This is a genomic window from Lewinella sp. 4G2, from assembly GCF_001625015.1.
Classification (GTDB): domain Bacteria; phylum Bacteroidota; class Bacteroidia; order Chitinophagales; family Saprospiraceae; genus Neolewinella.
Genome location: NZ_LVWJ02000019.1, coordinates 509,340 through 530,280, shown reverse-complemented (window position 1 = coordinate 530,280; position 20,941 = coordinate 509,340). Strand labels below are relative to the sequence as shown.

Genomic DNA, 20,941 nt, shown 5'->3' with positions numbered 1-20,941 from the left:
ACCCGCCCCAACACAAGCCCATCCTCCCCAATCTCCGTCAATTCCATCTCCACCAAATGGTTCACCCACGCATCATCGCCGGGGAAGCTCACCTTCACGTAGTTATCCGTGAAGCCGTGGAGGAGGCCATCGGTTTTGGATTTCTCGAGGAGCACGGGTCGCGTTTCCCCGAGGTGTTTAGCGTAGTGCGCCCGCAACTTCTTTTCGCTGAGGATGCCGAGCATCTTGTTCCGCCGTTTACGCTCCTTTAGGGGGACGGCGCCTTCCATCTCCGCCGCCGGGGTGTTGGCACGTTCGGAGTAAGTGAAGACGTGGAAATAGCTCACGTCCAACTCCTGCACGAAGCGGTAGGTTTCCAGGAAGTCTTCCTCCGTTTCGCCGGGGAAGCCGACGATGAGGTCGACGCCAATGCAGGCGTGGGGCATGACGGTTTTGATGTGGTTCACCCGTTCGGCGTAGAGCTCCCGCTTATAGCGGCGCTTCATTTGCCGGAGTTGTTTGTTGTTCCCCGATTGCAACGGCATGTGGAGGTGGGGCGCAAAGCGTTTGGAGCCGGCTACGAAATCGATCAGTTCGTTCGTGCAGAGGTTGGGTTCGATGCTGGAGATGCGGAAGCGGGTGATGCCGTCCACTTCGTCGAGGGCGGCGGCGAGGTCGCTGAAGAGGGCTTCCTTGCGTGGCCGTTGGCCTTCGATCACCTGGGTGCCGTTGCCGAAATCACCGATGTTGACGCCGGTCAGGACAATTTCCTTTACTCCTTTCGCAGCGATGGCTTTAGCGTCGGCTACGATCTGCTCCACGGTGGCGCTGCGGGATTTTCCCCGGGCCAGCGGGATGGTGCAAAAGGTGCATTTGTAGTCGCAACCGTCCTGCACTTTGAGGAAGGAGCGGGTGCGGTCCCCAAAACTGAAGCTGCTGATGAATTGGTCGGCTTCCTTGACTTCTCCGGCCCGGACCATACCCTTCCCGCTGCCGCCGGCGATCCCGTCGATGTAGTCGAGGATCCGGAACTTTTCGCTGGCGCCCAGTACGAGGTCCACGCCTTCGATGTTAGCAATTTCGTCGGGCTTTAGCTGAGCGTAGCATCCGACCACCACCACCTTTGCACCTGCGTTAGCGCCCAACGCGCGGCGAACGATGTTGCGGCACTTCCGGTCGGCAAAATCCGTCACCGAACACGTGTTGATCACGACGATGTCCGCCCCCTCCCCAAACGGGATGGCCTGGTAACCGGCGTCAGTAAACTGGCGGCCGATGGCGGAGGTCTCGCTGTAGTTCAGCTTGCAGCCGAGGGTGTAGAAGGATACGGTGCCGAGGGTCACGGTCTATAGTCTTTAGTCTGTAGTCTATAGTCTGCAGTGGGGACCACAAATGTTGACTACGAGCAATTTTGCGGTGCAAAGATAGGGGAGGAAATTAGTCTGTAGTCTATAGTCTGTAGTCTACAGTAGCACCGACTACAGACTATAGACTACAGACTTCCTACCTACGAATCGCCTCCACCGGGTCCAACCCCGCCGCTTTCCTCGCCGGGTAGGTGCCGAAGACGACGCCGATGGCTACGGCAATCACGGAAATGATGGCGAGCGTCGTGAGGCTGAAGCCGGCCCGGAAGTCCAGATCGTCAACGAAATAATTGAGTACGGGAGCGGCCGTGAAGGATACCGCCAAACCCAGCAGGACGCCGATCAGGCTACCCACCACGGAGATAATGATCGCCTCGGCCATAAACTGGCGGATAATGCCACCGCGGGTAGCGCCCACCGCTTTGCGAATCCCGATCTCGGGCGTGCGCTCGCTGATGGACATGAGCAGGACGTTCATTACGCCTACGCCACCGACGACTACCGCAATGCCGATCAGGAAACCCATGACGAGGCGGAAGATGAGTACGCCCTCCGCAATGTCCGCTAGCATGTTACTGCGGGAATATACGTCCACCGTCTCCTCCATCTCCGGGAAGCGATTTTTGAAAAATTGCTTGAGTTTTTCCTCGGTTGGGGCGACGTGCTCATCCTGCTCTACCGCAGTGACCAACGTGATCAAACCGGGGTCCATCTCCGGTAGGTCGTAAAAGGTAGTGAGTGTCATTTCCACGCCGTAGGATTTCTCATCCTTCGCGGCGACGCCCACGGCGCGCAGCGAATCGCCGAGGAGTGAGAACCGTAGTCCGACGGCATCTTCCGGCGGAGCGTTTGGAGGGAGCAGGCGGACGGCGAGGCTTTCGTTGATGATCACGTTGCGGCTATCCCCACCCGTCTTGGTCAATTCCTCGCCCGCAAGTAGTTCGCGCTCGCCGAGTAGCGGTAGGGTAGTGGCTGTATAGTAGATGCCAATCCTTTCGCCGGCGGCGGTGTAGCCCAGGTTTCTGCCGGTCATCTGGAGTTGGGTTCGGACGGGGTGGGGGAGGGAATCCACTAGTTCTGCGACCAGTTCATCGGTCATCGCCACGGTCGTGTCGTAGGGTGTGTAGACGCCATCAATCAGTCGGCCTTCGATTGGTCGGGCGAGGATCGATTTCATATCTCCCCGTGCGGCCACCTGTTCCTGCGCGTAGTTTTCGAGGCCGTCGATCATGCTCAGCATCGCCGTCAGGGCCGCCACGCCGATGATCACGCCGAGGATGGAAAGGAAGGATTGCAGGGGGCTATCAAGCAGGTTACGCAAAGTCTCTTTCAGGGTCGTCAACATCTCGGGCGGGTTTATCACCCAATAATACAGCGGGCGCTGCCGCAGGTGCGGGCTTATGGACGAAGGGGACCATTCCGTAGACGGACGGACCAAGCGCAGCATCGAATCCGACCGTGCCGAGGGTAGGAAAATAAAGCATGCGGAAAACTGCCACGCCGTGTTTTGCACCCGTCTAGACAATAACCATCTTCTTAGCTAATGCGCGTGAGGTGTTGGTTTACCTTTAGTGCACACCTGTTTTAATTTTTACCTGATTACCCTATGCGACTGTCTACCCTAATCTTATTATTGGTCTGCCTGCAGACTACCCTATTCGCCCAGTCGGGTAGCGACCTCTTTGATGTTGAGGTGCTGCACGATATCCGTTTCACTTCGAACGATCCTAATTTTCGAAACACCCTCTTGGACAATTTTGATGTCAATGATGTCTTTGGTGAGAAGCCGAAGTTCCCGGCAGAACTCGTGATTGATGGTGAGGTGGTGGGTACCGTCGGGGTGCGCCACAAGGGCTTTTCCTCCGTCTTCTTTGGGCGGGAAAACAAGCCGCTTAAGGTCGACATCAACGAATACGATCCCGATCAACGCTACGATGGTTTGCGGAAGTTCAACCTCAATAATGCTACTGAAGATGAGAGCTTTCAGCGCGATCTCGTGTGTTACGAACTGATGCGCCGCGCCGGCGTGCCCGCCCCCCGCGTATCCTTCGCCCGGGTGTACCTCAACGATGATTACTGGGGGCTCTTCCAGATCGTCGAACAAGTGGATAAGGAATTTCTGCAGGATAACTACGCTTTCGCCGACGGTAACCTTTTCAAGAATAAGGACTGGAACAACTTTGAGTATTTCGGGATGGACCCGAATGAATACAACCGGACCTACCAGCTAAAAACCAACCGCGAGGCGGATGACTGGAGTGGACTCATCAACTTGATGAACGTCATCGATAACTCCAGCGATGAAGAGTTTGGGTCGGCCATCGACGAAGTATTTGATGTGGATCGCTACCTCCGCGTCCTGGCCGTTGACGTAGCTACCAATAATTGGGACTCCAACCTCGAGCACGGCCGCAACTGGTACCTCTACGAAGACACCCGGGCCGGTAAGTTCAGCTGGATCCCGTGGGACTACAATTTCGCTCTGCCGGGTGGGAATTCGCAGGATGACTACTGCATTGCGTTCGCCCGCTACGCTCCCTATCTGGACGGGACGACCACCGTTCAATTCTTCAACCAGTCCTTTACAACTTCTCCGGAAACAACTTACGTATGGGAATTTGGCGACGGGAACACCTCGGATGCGGAGGAGCCTACCCACGTATACGATTCCCTGGGTGTTTATGAAGTTTGCCTTTCTATCACCGCCGTGCTGGAGGAGGAAGTTTGTGCGCAGACCTACTGCCAGACAGTCGATAACCGGGTCGACCAAAGCGCCTGCCCCAACGTGCTGAACGGAAATATCCCGGCTGATAATCCCGGCATCATCGCCAGGATGCTCTCTTACAACCCGCAGTGTTGCGATACCTGGGATGAGAACTGTGAGAGTTTGCTCTATTTCCTCGTTAGCACCTATGGAGGTAGCGGCGGTGGTGGTTATTATGATGATGGTTTCAACTTCGCAGTAGACCAAAGGGAGACGGACCGGACGCTCATCCGCCGGCTCCTCAACGTGCCGGAATACTACGAGGCGTACCTCGACTACCTCTGCTCAATTACCAGTTCTAATCTGTTTTTGGCCTACTTCGAGAACGTCATCCCCGCCAACGGCGCTTTGATCGATTCCGCCTTTCAGGATGATGCTACCCTGACGAGGAGTTACCCCGACTTCCTCGTAGAGACGGGTACCGGTGAGGGTAGCCTCCTGGAACTGATAACGCTGCGCAACGAGGAATTGAGGGCTGATCTAGATTCCCAAACTACCTGCCAACCTTTGCTGGCCCTCGCCCCCGGTGACCTCGCCATCAATGAATTCATGGCCGTCAACGACTCGCTCTCCGGCATCACCGATCAGGACGGGGAGACGGACGACTGGATCGAACTCTTCAACAATACCAGCAGCGACCTGGACTTGTCCGAGGTCTACCTTACCGATGATGGTGACGACCCACTGAAGTGGCAGTTCCCAGCGGGGACGATCGTGACCGCCGGCGGCTACCTCATCGTCTGGGCCGATAAGGATGACGACCAGGAAGGCCTGCACGCCAACTTCCGCCTGAACCGCGATGGGGAAACGATCGCCATCAACAACGCCGACGGAACTACGATCGACGTCTTCACTTACGAACGGCAGGAGAACAATGTATCGATGTCCCGAGTCCCCAACGGGACGGGGGATTTTGTAGCTCAGCAAACCACCTTTGGTGTTAATAATGAGACGCCGTCGTCTATCAGTAATCTCGCTAACTCCCTCCGCGCAAGCGTCTTCCCGAACCCCTCCAGCAATTGGCTGACGGTGGACTTCCCCCAGCCTACGGATAGCGAAATTGCGTTGGAAGTCAGGTCCATTACCGGGCAGTTGGTGTTGCCATCTTTGCATCGCACCCGCGGCAGCGCTTGTATCGACGTGAGCGCCCTCCGGCCGGGAATGTACCTGCTGACGCTACAGGATGTGGCGGGGAACCGCGGGGCCATCCGTTTTGCCAAGCAGTAATTTGAACGGAGAAAGAAACGTTGAAAACGCAGCCGCCAGCCGGCCTTTTGTGTAGCGGGTAACATCTTCCTACCTTTGCGCCGCCTATGTACAAAGACAAAAAAGTGGTCGTCGTCATGCCGGCCTACAACGCCGCCCTAACGCTCGAAAAGACCTACAACGAAGTCCCGCGTGACCTCGTGGATGAGGTGATCCTCTGCGACGATGCGAGTAAGGATGAGACTTCCGCCCTGGCGCGGAAGCTGGGCGTGGACCACGTCATCACCCACCCACGTAACAAGGGGTACGGTGGTAACCAGAAATCGCTGTACAACAAGGCCCTTGAAATTGGTGCTGACATCGTGATCATGGTGCACCCGGATTACCAGTACACGCCGCTGCTCATCCCGACGATGTGTAACGTGATCGGCGAAGGATTGTACCCCGTCGTACTGGCCAGCCGCATCCTCGGAAAGGGCGCGTTGAAGGGCGGCATGCCCCTCTACAAATACGTAGCCAACCGCTTCCTGACGGCCACGCAGAACTTCCTCGTCAACTACAAACTGAGTGAGTACCACACCGGGTACCGGGCATTCAGCCGCGAAGTACTGGAAGGGATCGACTTCAACGCTAACGATGATGACTTTGTGTTCGACAACGAAATGCTCAGCCAGATCATCTACCATGGCTACGACATCGCCGAGGTGACCTGCCCGACGAAGTACTTTGACGAGGCGAGTTCGATCAACTTCGTACGTAGCTCCAAGTACGGTTTGGGCGTGCTGGCGGTATCCGTACAGCACCGCTTGAATAAGTGGGGCTTGATGAAATCTAAGATTTACCGGAAGCCGGAGTAGTGATTAGTCGGGTAGTGGGTAGTGCTCAGCCTACCCGACTAAGTACTACCCTACTACCCGACTATATACTACCCGACTAAGTACTACCTGACTACCCGACTATAAACTGTTCCCCGGCCCTTACCGTGGCGCTCCAGGTAGCCACTTTCCGTGAGCTTAGCCAGGTCGTTTTTGATCGTACTTCTACTAACAACGGGTAAAAGTGCGTCGATCTGGCTAATGGAGAGTTCACCTTCGTCCTTCACAAAATCCAGCACGTCACGCATCCGCCGGTTGAGGTAGAGCGCTGCGGGTTCTTCCACGACCATGGAGGCGTTGCTGTCCAGATTCGGGGTGATACCGTACAGGGTTTTCAGCATGAAGTGCATGAATCGGCCAATCTCTTCCTCCTTCGTATTGCGATGGCGCTGCGCGACCATTAGGCATTTGTAGTAGTCCTTCTTGCGATCCTCAATTCCCTGCTCCATGCTGTAGTAGGTCACGAAATCGTAGCCATTTTGCAATAGGAGTAGAGTAGTAAGTAGGCGGGATAATCTCCCGTTTCCATCCTGAAAGGGGTGGATGGAGAGAAACTCATAGACAAATGCGAAGACCCGCTCCAGCGGGTGGAGTTTGCCGCCCTTGGACTCGTGGTACCACTGAACGGCGTTGCGCATCGCGTCCGGCGTATGAAGTACCTCGGTGGTGTTGAAGATGGTACGCGTATTACCAGCCTCGTCGGTAGCAACAACACGGTTGCTATGCTGCTTGTAGCCGCCGCGGTGGTATTGGTCCTTATTGCTGTGGCGCAACAGTTCATTGTGGAGTCCTTTGATGAGCGACTCCGTCAGTTCCAGGTCGGCGTAGCTGTCCAGGATGATGTCCAATACTTGGTAGTACCCCGCCACTTCCTGCTCGTCACGGCTCACGAGTTTGGTGATGTCCATGTTGTCGATCAGCTTGGCCACTTCTTCATCGCTAAGGCTGGAGCCTTCAATTCTGGTGGACGATCCAATACTATTGATGGTGGCGAGTTTTCTCAGCGTACGTAGGCGATCTGCGTCGAGGCGTTCGCGCTGTTTCCAATCTTTATTGTACGCATCAATCTTGTTAAGCAGACTATTGATGGCGGTGCCGGAGAGGTAGTCGTAGGTGAGGAGGCGATCCATGGTTGTCTGATTTTGTCCAAAAATGTCCAATTACATCCATCAACTTAAAAATCTTTCATTTAGTTGCACGTAGGACATCTAAATGTGGTTGACATGAATGTAATATTTGACCATGTCGAGGTTCTACGAACCTAGATGGAACGAAAATGTGGTGGAACGAAAACGAGGTGGAACGAAATACGAGGTGGATCGAAATGCGAGATCGAACGAAAACGAGGGGAAACGAAAACGAGGGGAAGCATCCCCTCGCTACGGTAGACGCCCCGCTGGGGCTAGGGGGTGGGGAAAACGTATTCCGGGGTGAAGTCCGGATAATCGTATTCAGTTAACATGGCAGTGTATTCCTTTTTGAAGGTGTCAAGTTTTCCCGGCGTGGCGTGTTGTGTTCTTTGGTTCCTGACGTAACGACGAACCTTATTCAAATGACGGTAATCGGCGGAAAAGGTGCCGTAACCATCCTGCCATTCGAACCATTCGTATTGTTTTGCGCGGGGAAACATCCATCGACTGGAGACGGCCTTGACGGCGGCCATGACCTGGGCGACGGATTTAGCTCGAGGCAGGGTGTGGAGGACGTGGACGTGGTCGTCCGAACCGCCAATTTCGAGGACCTGGCACCCATGGTTTTGGAACTCGCTTACCATAATGGCAAATAATTCGGGTTCGATTTTTTGTCAATCCACGGGTTTCGGTATTTGGTACTCCAAACGCTGTGTAAGATAATTCGGTCGTAGGATGAAGACATGCTGCTGTGGTTTTTGTTTCGACAAACATAGAAACAAAAACAATAAATAACAAAATGTTTGATTTGTAGTCCCGGAGGGGCGCCTATTGTAGCGAGGGGATGCTTCCCCTCGTTTGTGTTACGAGGGGAACGACAACGAGGTCCCGACGAAAATGAGGACCCGACGAAAACAAGGTCCAACGAAAAAATCCCCAACGAAAACGAGGGGAAGCATCCCCTCGCTACCGAAAACGCCCCTCCAGGGCTCCCATCAAAACTCCCCCTCCCGAATCCCCCGCTGCTCCCCAGTCGCCATCACCTTTAGAGAATACTCCCCCGTAGCGACCTCGTTGGAGCCAATGATGACCACGCCGGGCACACCCCGTTGGTCCGCGTATTTCATCATTTTGTTGAGTTTGGCGGCGGTGGGGTAGAGGTCCGCGTGGACGCCGCGGGCGCGGAGGCGGCTCACCAGGCCGAAGCCGTGTTCGAGGGCCTCATCGTCGAGGCAGACCAGGAGGTATTGGAGGTCTTCGGTAGCGTCAGCGGGGAAGGCGTTGAGGTCTTCCAGAACGTCGTAGATGCGTTCGGCGCCGAAGCTGATCCCGACGCCGGGCATATTCTTCATCCCGAAGATCGAGGTGAGGTCGGCGTAGCGGCCGCCACCGGCGATGGAACCCATTTTGATGGCCTCCTGCCCCGGCGCGTCGGTATCGACGGCCACTTCGAAGATGGCCCCCGTGTAGTAATTCAAGCCGCGCGCGAGGGTAACGTCGAATTCAATCCGGTTTTGTGTGGGCTGGGTACCAATTAGCCGGAAGGTCTCCTGCAACTCAGCAATTCCCTGCTGCCCGACTTCGCTTTCGGAGAGCAACGGGGCTACTTCGTTCAGATCCGTCGTTTTCAGGAATTGGAGAATCACTTCCACGGCACCTGCGTCAGCGCCCCTTTCTTTTAATTCTTTGACGACGCCTTCTTCGCCAATTTTATCGAGTTTGTCGATAGCGATGGTCATGTCCATCATATTATCGGCCATACCCGCAATCTCTGCGAGGCCGGCGAGAATCTTGCGGTTGTTGAGGCGAATGACGGCCTTTAGACCAAGCTCCGTGAAGACGGCATCGAGCAGTTGCGTGAGTTCGGCTTCGTAGAGCAGACTGTCGCTACCAACAACATCTGCATCGCACTGGTAGAACTCCTGGTAGCGGCCTTTCTGCGGGCGATCGGCGCGCCAGACGGGCATGATGGCGTAGCGTTTGAAGGGAAAGGCGAGGTCGTTCTGGTGCATCACCACGTAGCGGGCGAAGGGCACCGTGAGGTCGTACCGCAGGCCGCGTTTGGCGATTTGCGTAACGACCTTCCCACTATCCTTGGCCGCCAAATCATCGGCGTTGGCCTTGCGCAGGAAGTCGCCGTTATTAAGAACCTTGAAGAGCAGTTTATCCCCTTCCTCGCCGTACTTGCCGGTAAGCGTCCGTAGGTCTTCCATAACCGGCGTCTCAATGGGCTGGTAGCCAAAGGTCCGGAAGTGCTTGCGGATCACGCCAAAAATGTAATCGCGCTTGCGCACTTCGCTGGGAAGGAAATCGCGGGTGCCTTTGAGGGTGGTCGGTTTCATGCGGTCTGCTTTTGGTCGGTTGGTCCGTCAGTTTTATCCGGGCGCGAAGGTAATTGAAATCGGGAGGGTAAAAGTTGCCGGAAGAGATCGTTTAGGGAGGAATTTACCCTTCATTTCCTACTGCAATTCCCCCAACAACTCCCGCGCCCGCGTCGTGTACACGTGCCCCGGCCGCGCCAATATCTCGTTCAATTCCGCCCGCCCGGCTTCCGTGCGCCCGGCGGCGAGGTAGGCCAGGGCGGTATACCAATCGGCGAAAGGGCGGTAATAATCGTCTTCGGGGATGCGCTCGAACCAGTCCAGTGCGCGCGTCGGTTCGTCCAGCGCCAGCGCGGAAACGCCGAGGTAGAGGGGCGCGGCGGGGTAAGCGGTAGCGACGGGCAGCAACTCATCGTAAGTCGTCACGTAATCCCCCCGGTCGTAATAATACAGGATGCGCTGGAGGTCCCGTTCCTGTTCGTTGCGGGGCTCGAACTCCGTGAAGATATTGGGGAAGGGTTCAAAATTGGTCACGGCCCGGCGTTCGGGGGCGGCGGGGCCGAAGGTCGTCCAGACCAGGTAGCCCAGCACGGCCATCAGGATGATTGCCAGCAGGCTGGCGGGGCGGGGTAGTTCAAAATCGCTGAAAATACTTTTACGGGGCGTCAACTCTACTTCGTCGGACGAGTTGGGCGCTGCTCCCGATATAATGCGGGACGAGTTGGGCGCTCGCGCAGGTGCGAGGGAATGAGTCTGGTCGCCCAGCACCAAACGGGCTTCTTCCCGCTGGAGGAGTTCCATCAATTCCTGACGGCCGGCTACGGTGAGCACGCCCGCCCAGTCTTCCCGTAAGCTGACGGCTTCGCGGAAGGCCGGGTCCGTAGGCAGGCGGGCTTCGACGGCCCAACGGTCGGTCGTTTCCAGTTCGCCGGTAAAGTACTTTTCAATGAGGAGGTCGTCCTGCGCGGAGGGGCGGTGGGCGGCGTCCACGATGCGCATGGCCTCCCAATTTTCCCGAATCAGCAATTGGATCTTGTGGAGCCGTTCGCTAATGATCTGCGCCCCGCCGGGTTCCCCGAGGACCTCCGCCATCCGGTGGCGATCGATGCGGTGGTAGTGGGCCATCAGGATGAGTTCGCGGTGGCGGGCCTCCAGTTGTTGGAAGCCGGCGAGCATCTGCCCCTGGCGCTGGTTCATCCGCAGGGGGCGGGGGATGTAGTGAAGCGGCCGTTCCTGGGTGGCGAGGGAAAGATCGTCGCCAAAGGGCATGGCCGTACCCGCAAGCCCGGGTTCGATCGGGGTAGGGTTGAAGTAGTAGCCAGCCATGGCTTTGACGAAAGTATCGGCATCCCCCCGGTAAGGGTCGTGCGTCCTCAAAGTCGCTTCGTACCAGGCGATGAGGGCACGGCGGTAGTTGGCCAGGCAAACGTCGGCCGGCTGCCCGTAAGTGGACTGTGCCCACCGCAGGAAGGAAGACCGGTAACCGGCGTAGTATTTCGTGAGCGCGGCCAGGTACTGGCCTTGTTGGGTGGTCATACGCGTGAGTAAACGGTTATCCCCGTTGGAGGTGCGATCCGAAGTTTTAATTCTACCAATTCGTGCTCATCCAATTTTTTAGCACCTGCGGCAGCGCCACGGTACTCCCTTAGGAATTGGATGCGGGCTCGGATGTAGGGCGAAATAACGATAAACCACTTCTAAAGACTAAATTGGAGTTCGCTTTCCGCTAAAATTGAACGCCAACCCTATGGCTACCCCCAACAACGAACCGCCCGAACGGCTATCCTTCGGCGCACTAATAAAAACCTTTTTTGCCGATCTCGCGAATGCGGACCGAGGCATGCTGGGTACGGTAGTGAAATTGACGACCTACCCGAATGAGGTCGTCGATACCTATTTGTTTAAGGACCGGGCCCGGTTTATTCGGCCGACGCGCTATTTTCTGTTTGCGCTTTCGGTGGTGGCGGCGTCCTACTTCGTCGTGCAACTGCGTTTCGGAGAGCCTCTCCATGATTTTTTAATGCCTTTTTACGAGCAGGAATACGAAGCTGGCCGTCAACAAATGCTGGATGCCCTTTTAGCCCAGGCGGAAGATAATAATGCCCAAGCGGAAGAATTTGCCCGGTGGTACACGGATGCATACACTTCCTTTTTAAAGAAAATGACGAAGTGGTTTATCCAGTACAGTAGTTATTTCAGTTTATTGTTTATTCCACTAAATGCGCTTTTATATTATTTCGTATTCCCCAGGAAGGATTATAACTATACGGAGACGATAGTGGCAACCGCCTATACTAGTGCGCACGCGACGTTATTTTCCGTCTTTTTAATTCCCTTTTTCTTAATCCTATCCGATCCGTTTGCGATAGCGAAAGCGTATCAGGCCATCGGGTTTCTTCAAATGGCTTATCTCCTATACGCCATTGTGCGGGTCTGGATCGATAAACCATCCGATGTACTCTTAGCGATAGGTATACAAGCGCTAATCTTTTTAGGGATCATCGCATTTGTGGGTCAGACACTATACGTAGGTGGTTACTTAAAAGGGGCAATGGGCAGCCAGGATGGGCTGTCGCTCAAGCACTATTTGAGGATCATTCCCGTAATTGGTATCGGTTTGGTAGTGACGGGAGGTATCATCGCGCGCTTCGCCAAGACTTGGCGTTGGACAATCCGTTTCGGCATTGCCGGAACAATCATTACGATTGCGGGCTTCGTTTTGGTGGCCATCTCCAAAGGTTAGGGGACCGCGAACTATGGACAAAATAATAGTAAGGCTTACCTTGCTGAATGCCTCGTAATTACGCATGTATTGCTATCAGCTTGTTCTTGGTACTCTCATCGAACGGTCTGTTCTGCCAGGATATTTGGGAAGACCCCGAGCAACTGCTAACTGCCTTGCAGGAGAGTAGTCCATTAGATTATGACGATATCCGAGCTTACCTACAGGTCAGCTACGAAGGCCCCGATGCGACTGATGTACCACGTTCCTTTCTCGTGAAGGCGGACAGTATCGCCCAGCGCGCAAATAACATTGTCGGCCAGGCCCACGTGAAAAACGCCTGGGCGCTCTACCACAATATCTACTACCAGACGGATGCGGATTTTGAAGCGTCCATTAGTTACGAGCGGCAGGCGGTAGATCTTTACGAAGCCGGTGGTGAGCCACTCATGGCCGCCCGGGCACAAATAGATTTAGGTACGGACCTCTGCTCCATCGGCCGCTACGCCGAAGCCGAAGCGCCCATGGTTGCGGCCATCCCGGTGCTGGAGGCTGAGGCAGAGCCGCTGGTACTTTCAGAAGGATACAGCCGCATGGCCTTCCTGTACGACGGCTTGGATGAACCCAACGAAGTCCGCCGCTACGCCCAGAAAGCCTTCGACCTGGTGACGTGGGAGGAGAGCCCCTACCTCTACCTTTCGGCAGCTGACCAGCTCGTCCGGGCCCTGGTGATTTTGGAGGAGTTTGATGCTATGGAAGAGGTAGCCGCAACCATCTACGCAAAACGCGCGCTGCTGGATAACCCCGACGACGCGGATACCTACGTTCGCATCCAAACGGAACGCGCCCTGGCCAAGATCATGAACGACGAGCCGGAAGCTGCCCTCACGATCCTGAACGAAGCATTCGCCGTCCACCGCGAAGCCACTGGTTTTGACGATGACCGCCTCCGCCGTTTCGCGGTGCCAAAAGCCTACGCTCACCACCAACTGCTAAACGAAAGGCAGGCCGTTGAAGCGTTGGATGACTACTTCGGCTACGTGCGAGACTACGAAGCGTTGCGGATCAGCCCCCTGGCCGGGCAGGTGGCCATGGAATTGGCGCCGTACCTGGAAGCCCGCGGAGAAACGGATAAGGCGCTAGCGTACGTCCGTAGGGCTTACACTAATCAGCGGCTGGCCGATTCCACCGAAATTGCCAGCCTGCGGGCGGAGCGGGCCATCACCTTCGAGACCGCGCGCAAGGAAGCCCGGATCCTGGATCAAGACGCTCAGTTAGCACGCCAGCGTTTAATCCTGACTGCAACGGTAGCCGGCTTGTTGGTCGTGCTGGCCTTCGGGCTTACACTTTTCTTCCTCGCGCGCAAGTTGAGCCGCCGCAACGGGGAATACCGTAAGCTACTGACGCATAAGGAGGCGCTGGTTAAGGAAGTCCACCACCGCGTCAAGAACAATCTACAGATGCTTTCCAGCCTCTTCCGCCTGCAGGAGAGTGCCGTTACCGGCGATACCGAAGGGGAACAAGGAGCACGAAATGCGCTCAAGGAAGGGAGTAACCGGATCAATGCGATGGGGCTCCTGCACCAGCAACTCTACGCGGATGATGAGGTGACCTCAGTGGACACGGCAGTCTATTTTGAAGAATTGGGCAAGGCCATCCTTTCGGCCAGTACGGCTGGCGACCAGATCGATCTTTATCAAGACATCGAGTCCGTTTGGCTGGACGTTGATTTGGCCATTCCGCTGGGTTTGATCTATAATGAATTGGTGACCAACGCCGTTAAATACGCCTTCCCTGGTGGGCGGTCCGGAACCATTGAGGTCAACCTGCAAGTAGAGGCCAACGATACGCTCATTATGCGGGTGGCCGATGATGGGGTAGGTCTGCGTGAGGAGTCCACTGGCACTCGCTTCGGTAGCCGGTTAATTAGTTTGCTGGCGGCGAAAATGAACGCCGAGTTGGAAGAGGTGAAGGAGGTGGGTTACGGGGTGCAGGTCAGCATCCCCGAATTTTCTGCCGCTACAATTCCTTAAGTCGCTCCAGTAATTCCTTCCGCTTATTGCGGCTGACGGGAATCTCCTCACCGGCAATAATTACCGTATGCTGCGCGACTTCTTTCAGGTGGTGCAGGTTGATTAAGTAGGAGCGGTGGACGCGCATGAAACTATGGTTCTGCGGTAGGAAACTGAGGAACGCCTTTAGCGTCATCGTCAGCATCGTATCACCCGTTTTCATTACGGCTTGGCAGTAATAGTCGTTGGCCTTTACGTACCGTACTTGGCCTAAGTCGAGCCGCAATAGTCGGTTGCCACTTCGAAGCGAGATGATATTTTTAGAGGCTAGGTCTTCAGCACTATCCCGTTCGTCTGCCGAAGGGTCTGCTAACCCATCAGGATCAGTAGAGGGCGCTGCCGCAGGTGCCGGGTCATTGGCGAGGGGCAGTGCGTTGGGGCGTAGCCCTTCATCCAGGGCTAACTCGATGGCATAGACCAGGTCATTTGTACGGATGGGCTTGGATAGGAAAGCCCGGGGCCTGGCCTGGCGCGCGCTGCTGAAGGTAGCCGTATCCGTATTCGCCGTAAGGAAGATCAGGGGGAGTTGGGGGAACTCTTCGTAAAGTTGAATGGCCGCCGTAATGCCATCCATCGCTCCGGCGAGTTGAATATCCATTAAAATAAGATCGGGTACCTGACCGGAGCGGACAAATTTCAGCGCCGCCTCGCCGTGCCGCAACAGGGCTAGTACTTCATAACCAAGTTCCACTGCTCGGTCTCCGAGGTCCGCAGCGATGATGGGGTCATCTTCAACAATAAGCAGTTGCGCACCGGGCATTAAAATTGTATTGAACTGGCGCTAAATTTTGTGACAGTATGTTTTCCACGCACCCATATTTCTGATAACATTGCTATAAATCGTAACGGGTACAAAAGTAGGCCGAATGCACGCGCTTCCTAAATATGCGGCCACACTTTCAGGGAACGGTCATGATTATTCAGTGAACGACACGGATTATTCGGTGTGGATCTCGTAAAAGCGTGTAGCTACATATTTTGGAAGGCTAAACAAGACCGCACCATTGTTATTGCCTGGCTAAATCGCCCCCATCTATCCCTTCCGAAAGGCCCCCGGGCTCATCCCCTCCATCTTCTTGAAGAACCGGCTGAAATGGCTGGACTCCACGAATCCCAGGTCATACCCGATCTCCGCAACATCCTTGTCCGTATAACGAAGTAGCCGTTTTGCTTCCAGACTGATCCGCTCCTGAATGATCTTCAGCGGTGATTTGGCGCCGGCCTTCTTGAATAGATTACTGAGCGTTTTTGGGCTTTTGAAAAGGAGCCCTGCGTAGTCCTGCACTTGATGGTACTGGCGGAAATTTTTTTCTACGAGCAGGTTGAATTCCCGCAGCAAGTCATACTCCTGCGAGGGTAGTTCCTCCTGTAAATGTTGCTCCTTAGCAATGCGGGTAACCTTAATGATGAGCCGCTTCAGCAACATCCTCAACATCTCTCCCTGGATGGTATCGTAGTTCGCAAATTCCTCCAGAAAAACCTGATGCAACAGATCAAATGACCGGATCTCCGCCTCGTCCAGCTCAATGATCATCGGGCTCGGCAAACCGTAAAAAATGAAGCCCACGCAGCTCACCTCCTTGTCGTGGTCCACAATACAGTAGAACTCCCGATTAAACTGGTAAGCCGTAATATCCTCCGGCCGGTCAAAGGTGAAGTCCTGTTCCACCACGAGCAGCGCCATCTGGTTCTTACCGATGGTGTGTTCCGTCTCATCCACCACCAACCGTTGCGCCTCGCCCCGGTTCCAGGCTACGGTGTAGGGTTTGCCGGCATTCTCGTACGGGTTATAGTGCAGGTCATCCTGGCCCACCATGATCTTCAGGTACCCCTTCGTAGCCGCGTCGCGAAAGTGTTGTTGCATACTCCCGTAAAAAACTTAGACCCCATTTAGTTGAACGACGCCTCCACCAAAGCACCAAAGCACCACCACGAAGTAGCAGCGAAGCTAAACCACCACCCGACTAGAAACTACCCACTAGAAACTACCCACTAGAAACTAAAAACTACCTCCCCCCATTCAACCGCGCCTTCAACGCAAACACCTCATCCCGGTACTGCGCCGCACTCATGAAGTCCAATTCCTTGGCCGCCTTTTTCATCTTCCGTTCCGCCTCCTTCATCGCCAGTTCGATTTGCTCTTTGGACATCGTGTTGAGGATCGGGTCCGCAGCGCTTTTTATCTCTACCCGTTCGACGTTGCTCACGCGCGCTTTCTTACCCCGGATATCCAGGATCGTACTCCGTTCCATGATCTGTTCGCGCGTCTTGGCGAGCGTCTTGGGCGTGATGCCGTGTTCCTCGTTGTAGGCCAGCTGCACGGCACGGCGGCGATTCGTCTCGTCGATGGTCTTTTGCATCGAGTCCGTCACCACGTCGGCGTAGAAGATGACTTTACCATTGACGTTACGGGCCGCACGGCCGGCAGTCTGAGTCAAAGACCGTTCGTTGCGCAGGAAGCCCTCCTTATCTGCGTCGATGATGGCGACGAGGGATACCTCCGGTAAGTCCAGACCTTCCCGTAGCAGGTTGACGCCGACCAGCACGTCGAATTCCCCCAACCGCAGGTCGCGGAGGATTTCCACCCGCTCCATCGTGTCCACTTCACTGTGGATGTAGCGGACCTTCACGCTTAGGGATTCCAGGTATTTGGTCAGTTCCTCACTCATCCGCTTCGTGAGGGTAGTAACGAGTACCCGTTCGTTAGCCTTCACCCGGTTGTCAATCTCTTCGAGTAAATCGTCAATCTGATTGATGCTGGGGCGTACTTCAATTGGAGGGTCCACCAGCCCGGTGGGGCGGATGAGTTGTTCAACGATCTCGCCACCGGTCTGCTCCAGTTCGTAATCGCCGGGCGTAGCCGATACGTAGATGACCTGATTAATCAGCGATTCAAATTCCGTGAAGTTGAGCGGACGGTTATCCATCGCGGAGGGGAGGCGAAAGCCGAAGTTCACCAGCGACAGTTTTCGGGCCCGGTCACCCCCAAACATCCCGCGTACTTGCGGTACGGTCACGTGGCTCTCGTCGATGATCATCAGGAAGTCGTCCGGGAAGTAGTCCAGCAGGCAGAAGGGGCGGGTGCCCGGTTTGCGGCGGTCGAAGAAGCGGGAATAGTTCTCCACCCCGTTACAGTAGCCCAATTCCTTGAGCATCTCCAGGTCAAAGGCTACCCGTTCGTGGATGCGTTTGGCTTCCAGCAAGCGTCCCTCCCGCTCGAAGTACCGCTCCTGCTCGTAAAGCTCATCCTCAATCTGAGCGATGATGCCGTTGAGTCTTTCCTTGGGCGCTACGTATAGATTGGCCGGGAAGACGGCGGCGAACTCCAATTCCTCAATCCGCTTTCCCGTCTCGATCTCAAAGCGCTCGATGGTCTCAATCTCGTCTCCAAAAAAGATGACCCGCAGGCCAAATTCTGCGTAGGGAAGGTTGATGTCCACCGTGTCCCCCCTTACTCGGAAGGTGGCGCGTTTAAATTCCACTTCCGTGCGGGCGTAGAGGCTGTCCACCAGATCGTAGAGCAGGCCGTTGCGGCTCTTGATCTGACCTTTCTTAAGGCGTACGATTCCCGACTTGTAATCCTCCGGGTTGCCCATACCGTAGATGACGGAGACGGAGGCGACAATCACAATGTCGCGGCGGCCAGTCAGGAGATTCGAGGTAGCGCGCAACCTTAGCTTATCCACCTCCTCGTTAATGGCCAGGTCCTTCTCGATGTAGGTATCCGACGTAGAGATGTAGGCCTCCGGTTGGTAGTAATCGTAGTAACTCACGAAGTACTCCACCGCGTTATTGGGGAAGAACTCCGTGAATTCTCCGTACAGCTGTGCCGTAAGGGTTTTATTGTGGGTCAGCACCAACGTGGGCCGGTTCAACTGCGCGATGACGTTGGCCATCGTAAAGGTCTTACCCGAGCCGGTTACCCCCAGCAGGACCTGCCCGCGCTCCCCCTGTTCAACGTTGTGCACCAATTCCTTGATGGCCTGTGGCTGATCGCCGGTTGGGGAGAAAGGGGAGTGGATCTTGAAGGCCATGGTTAGGGGTTGCTGGTCAGGCTAAGATGCTGCACCAGTTGGTTTCGTAGGAGCTTTTGGAAAAACTTTTGCGAAAGGAAATGCTACAATGGGTAAGCAATAAGCGGGTAGTCAGTTCAACCCGTAGCTGATCTTATCCACCCGGATCTGCCTGGTTTCACCGCCGAGGTTGAAATCGGCTACCTCGCCTTCGTACAAACCAGTGAGCGCCCGGACGATCGGCGCGGTGAAGGCCAATTTGTTGTTCTTCACGTCGGCCTCGTCTACGCCTACAATTTGGAATTGTTGTTGGGCACTATTCTTCAAAAAAGTAATGTGCACCGTAGCGCCAAAACGGACTTCTCCCTCTGGTTGCTTTCGCAGATCCACCGGGCGGGCGCCGGTGATGCGTTGGTTCAGTAAGGCCAGTTTGCCATCGATTACCGTAGTCGCACGGCGGTGTTCGTCTTCGTTGGTGGTGGGGAGGGCAGCCTTTTCGGCTTCCAGCTCTTCCCGTTCAGCCCGTAGCGCCCGCAAACCAGTTGGCGTCACGTAATTGGTCACACCAGCGGGCAGTGGCGCCCGGGCGGGGATGAGGGGGAGCTCTTCCTGGTCCGATTCTTTGACGAAGCCACGGCTCATAGGGCGGAATAATTGATCGCTACAAAATAAAGCTAGGTGGCTGCTAAATGTTAGGCACGCCATCCGTATTACGGGCCAACTGCTTATCCTGGTGGTCCTTCACCGCCTTGATGATCATTTTTACCGCGGGGACGGCAATCTTGGCTACGGAGGCAATAGTTGCCAGATTGACCAGGTTGCTTTTGTCCTTCTGGCTCACGTCCAGACCATCCGTTTTCTGCTTACGCTCAGGAGTCGGGCGTTGGTAGGCCGGTTGGCGAGCAGCGTATCCCGAAGCAGCCTGTTGCCGGCGTTCTTCCCGCGGGGGTGGCACGGGGTAGTGGTATTTGGCCACCTCGTCGCCCGCTGGAACTTCCCGGACGATCGTCTTCTCGTGGTATTCGTGAGTAGGCTCGTTTTTCTTTCCGCCCGTTAGTTTGGAGATCAGGTACACGCCAGCAATAGCTCCACCGATTGGGAGAGCTACTTTTTTGAGTAGGAAATCATTCAAATTTACCTTACTCGTTCCGAGGCTGTGGGCCAGCTCTCGTTTGGATACTTCTACTTCCAGCTCTAATTCACGCTTGCGTTCTTCAAGTTCCTGGAAGGTGTGGATGTGCTTAGATTCACTCATGTCGTTTCAATTTGCTTGGTCACGGTTGGCTTTTTCTCAGCCTCTGGGTCTTCGGGGAAAAAGATGGCAATGATCTTCCGCACGGCTGGATTTACGATCAGGACATTTCGAAGCAGGAAGATCAAAATCAGCAGACCCAGGAGGATTAGGCAGACAATACCAAAACCTTTAACGGCTTCTTCCATGCCCGCAATCCAGAACCCCAGCGTGGCGAGCGAAAAGATGAATAGGATCAATCCCAACGTTGCGAGGACTAAACCCATGATGACGCCGGAAATTGTAGAGGCGGAGGTTTCCGCTACACTGATCTTAATGCTCTCCACCTTCCGGTCAAATATCTCGGCAACGTAGCCCACGGTCTCGCCTACTTGCTCCGCAAGGGGTGCTTGTCTTGGTCTCAACATATCAAAAGGAGTGTTTGCTGGTTCAGTAATGGCTATTGATCTAACGGCCCGGGTTGGCATCTGTGCGCAGCAGCACGAAAAAAATATGAACACGGGTGCTCAGCGTGGAATAGAAACAGAAATAGCCGTCGTGCAACTGCACCACGGCTATTTCCTTACTTGCGATGTGGGGCCGAATTAGGCCTTTACGATCTCTTCAATTTTGTCGGCCTTGCCGTCAATATTGTTCTTTGCTTTGTCCATACCCCTCTTGAAGCTGTCAGCAACGGAGTTGGCGGATTCAGTGGCGCCAGACTTAAGGCTGTTCACCTGGGTCGTTACGGTAGATTTTACGGTGCCGGCTGTTTCCGTAGCCCATTCCTTACCGGAAGCGAGTTGCGTTTTGGCGGTCTCTACGTACTCCTGGCCCTTTACTTTGGCGGTGTTTACGTATTCCTGGCCTTTGTTCTTTGCTTCTGCGGCGAGTTCGCTGGCGCGGGTGGATACTTGGGTGCTGTACTCGGAGATTTGGTTGCCGTATTCGTCGAAACGAACCTGAGCTTTGCGGCGGGCGGCGCGTCCTTCGTTAGAGTTGAGGTAGTAACCTACCGCGATACCGGCGAGCAGGCCGAATCCAAGTGCCCATCCTTTAGAGCTGTCGTTATTCTGGTTGTTCATTATGCTTAGATTTTGGTTATGTGAGCGGGGCAACTTCGTGTTATCCCTGCCAATTAAGCGCGTCGGCACTCAAGTTTGTTCGTTGTCCGCCCCAAAATTTTTAGGGCTGGCTTTATTTCCCCAATTACCTGGCACCTGCGTCAGCGCCAACTCGTCTAATTCGGCTAATGCCCTGT

17 protein-coding genes are annotated in these 20,941 nt (G+C 55.1%); 4 read left to right on the top strand and 13 right to left on the bottom strand.

All coding sequences use genetic code 11. The features are described 5' to 3' along the window. Both mtaB and A3850_RS19155 read right to left on the bottom strand, forming a co-directional pair. Positions 1–1,322: tRNA (N(6)-L-threonylcarbamoyladenosine(37)-C(2))-methylthiotransferase MtaB (gene mtaB, locus A3850_RS19160; RefSeq protein WP_068221098.1), on the bottom strand; the 1,322-nt coding region annotated here is incomplete at its 3' end. 160 nt (positions 1,323–1,482) lie between these two features. After that, positions 1,483–2,691 (bottom strand): ABC transporter permease, encoded by a 1,209-nt coding sequence (locus tag A3850_RS19155; RefSeq protein WP_068221095.1) that lies wholly within the window; start codon positions 2,689–2,691, stop codon positions 1,483–1,485. Between the two features lie 261 nt (positions 2,692–2,952). On the opposite strand from A3850_RS19155, the gene A3850_RS19150 reads away from it, so the two are divergent. Together A3850_RS19150 and A3850_RS19145 are read left to right on the top strand one after the other, a co-directional pair. Beyond that, on the top strand, positions 2,953–5,337 hold the full coding sequence (locus A3850_RS19150; RefSeq protein ID WP_082921970.1) for a CotH kinase family protein: 2,385 nt from the start codon (positions 2,953–2,955) through the stop codon (positions 5,335–5,337). A gap of 86 nt (positions 5,338–5,423) precedes the next feature. After that, complete coding sequence (locus A3850_RS19145) at positions 5,424–6,173, top strand: glycosyltransferase family 2 protein (protein WP_068221088.1); 750 nt, start codon at positions 5,424–5,426, stop codon at positions 6,171–6,173. Between the two features lie 83 nt (positions 6,174–6,256). On the opposite strand, the gene A3850_RS19140 is transcribed toward A3850_RS19145, so the two are convergent. The 4 genes from A3850_RS19140 to A3850_RS19120 form a co-directional block, all read right to left on the bottom strand. Beyond that, positions 6,257–7,321 (bottom strand): Fic family protein, encoded by a 1,065-nt coding sequence (locus A3850_RS19140; protein WP_068221085.1) that lies wholly within the window; start codon positions 7,319–7,321, stop codon positions 6,257–6,259. Positions 7,322–7,593: 272 nt separating this feature from the next. Beyond that, entirely contained in the window at positions 7,594–7,989 is a 396-nt protein-coding gene (locus A3850_RS19590) for a transposase (RefSeq protein ID WP_255360121.1), read from the bottom strand. 327 nt (positions 7,990–8,316) lie between these two features. Then, complete coding sequence (gene hisS, locus A3850_RS19125) at positions 8,317–9,663, bottom strand: histidine--tRNA ligase (RefSeq protein WP_068221075.1); 1,347 nt, start codon at positions 9,661–9,663, stop codon at positions 8,317–8,319. A gap of 117 nt (positions 9,664–9,780) precedes the next feature. Beyond that, complete coding sequence (locus tag A3850_RS19120; protein WP_068221068.1) at positions 9,781–11,178, bottom strand: hypothetical protein; 1,398 nt, start codon at positions 11,176–11,178, stop codon at positions 9,781–9,783. A gap of 211 nt (positions 11,179–11,389) precedes the next feature. On the opposite strand from A3850_RS19120, the gene A3850_RS19115 reads away from it, so the two are divergent. Then, positions 11,390–12,385, top strand: a complete 996-nt coding sequence (locus tag A3850_RS19115; RefSeq protein ID WP_157501470.1) for a DUF3667 domain-containing protein — start codon at positions 11,390–11,392, stop codon at positions 12,383–12,385. A 47-nt stretch (positions 12,386–12,432) separates the two neighbouring features. Then, on the top strand, positions 12,433–14,397 hold the full coding sequence (locus tag A3850_RS19110; RefSeq protein ID WP_068221063.1) for a sensor histidine kinase: 1,965 nt from the start codon (positions 12,433–12,435) through the stop codon (positions 14,395–14,397). Here the strand turns inward: A3850_RS19110 and A3850_RS19105 are convergent. From A3850_RS19105 to A3850_RS19075, 7 genes are all read right to left on the bottom strand, one after another. Further along, a complete protein-coding gene (locus tag A3850_RS19105) occupies positions 14,384–15,196 on the bottom strand; it encodes a response regulator (RefSeq protein WP_068221061.1) in 813 nt (270 codons plus the stop codon). The genes A3850_RS19110 and A3850_RS19105 overlap by 14 nt on opposite strands. Before the next feature lie 273 nt (positions 15,197–15,469). Continuing rightward, entirely contained in the window at positions 15,470–16,300 is an 831-nt protein-coding gene (locus A3850_RS19100) for an AraC family transcriptional regulator (protein WP_068221058.1), read from the bottom strand. A gap of 142 nt (positions 16,301–16,442) precedes the next feature. After that, positions 16,443–18,470, bottom strand: a complete 2,028-nt coding sequence (gene uvrB, locus A3850_RS19095) for an excinuclease ABC subunit UvrB (RefSeq protein WP_068221055.1) — start codon at positions 18,468–18,470, stop codon at positions 16,443–16,445. Between the two features lie 111 nt (positions 18,471–18,581). Next, complete coding sequence (locus A3850_RS19090) at positions 18,582–19,091, bottom strand: GreA/GreB family elongation factor (RefSeq protein WP_068221051.1); 510 nt, start codon at positions 19,089–19,091, stop codon at positions 18,582–18,584. Positions 19,092–19,134: 43 nt separating this feature from the next. Further along, entirely contained in the window at positions 19,135–19,704 is a 570-nt protein-coding gene (locus tag A3850_RS19085; RefSeq protein WP_068221048.1) for a hypothetical protein, read from the bottom strand. Beyond that, a complete protein-coding gene (locus A3850_RS19080; protein ID WP_157501467.1) occupies positions 19,701–20,108 on the bottom strand; it encodes a hypothetical protein in 408 nt (135 codons plus the stop codon). Before A3850_RS19080 ends, A3850_RS19085 begins: the two co-directional genes overlap by 4 nt. 177 nt (positions 20,109–20,285) lie before the next feature. Beyond that, the gene (locus A3850_RS19075; protein ID WP_068221042.1) at positions 20,286–20,765 is read right to left on the bottom strand and encodes a YtxH domain-containing protein; all 480 of its coding nucleotides are present in this window, start codon (positions 20,763–20,765) and stop codon (positions 20,286–20,288) included. Positions 20,766–20,941 lie beyond the last annotated feature (176 nt).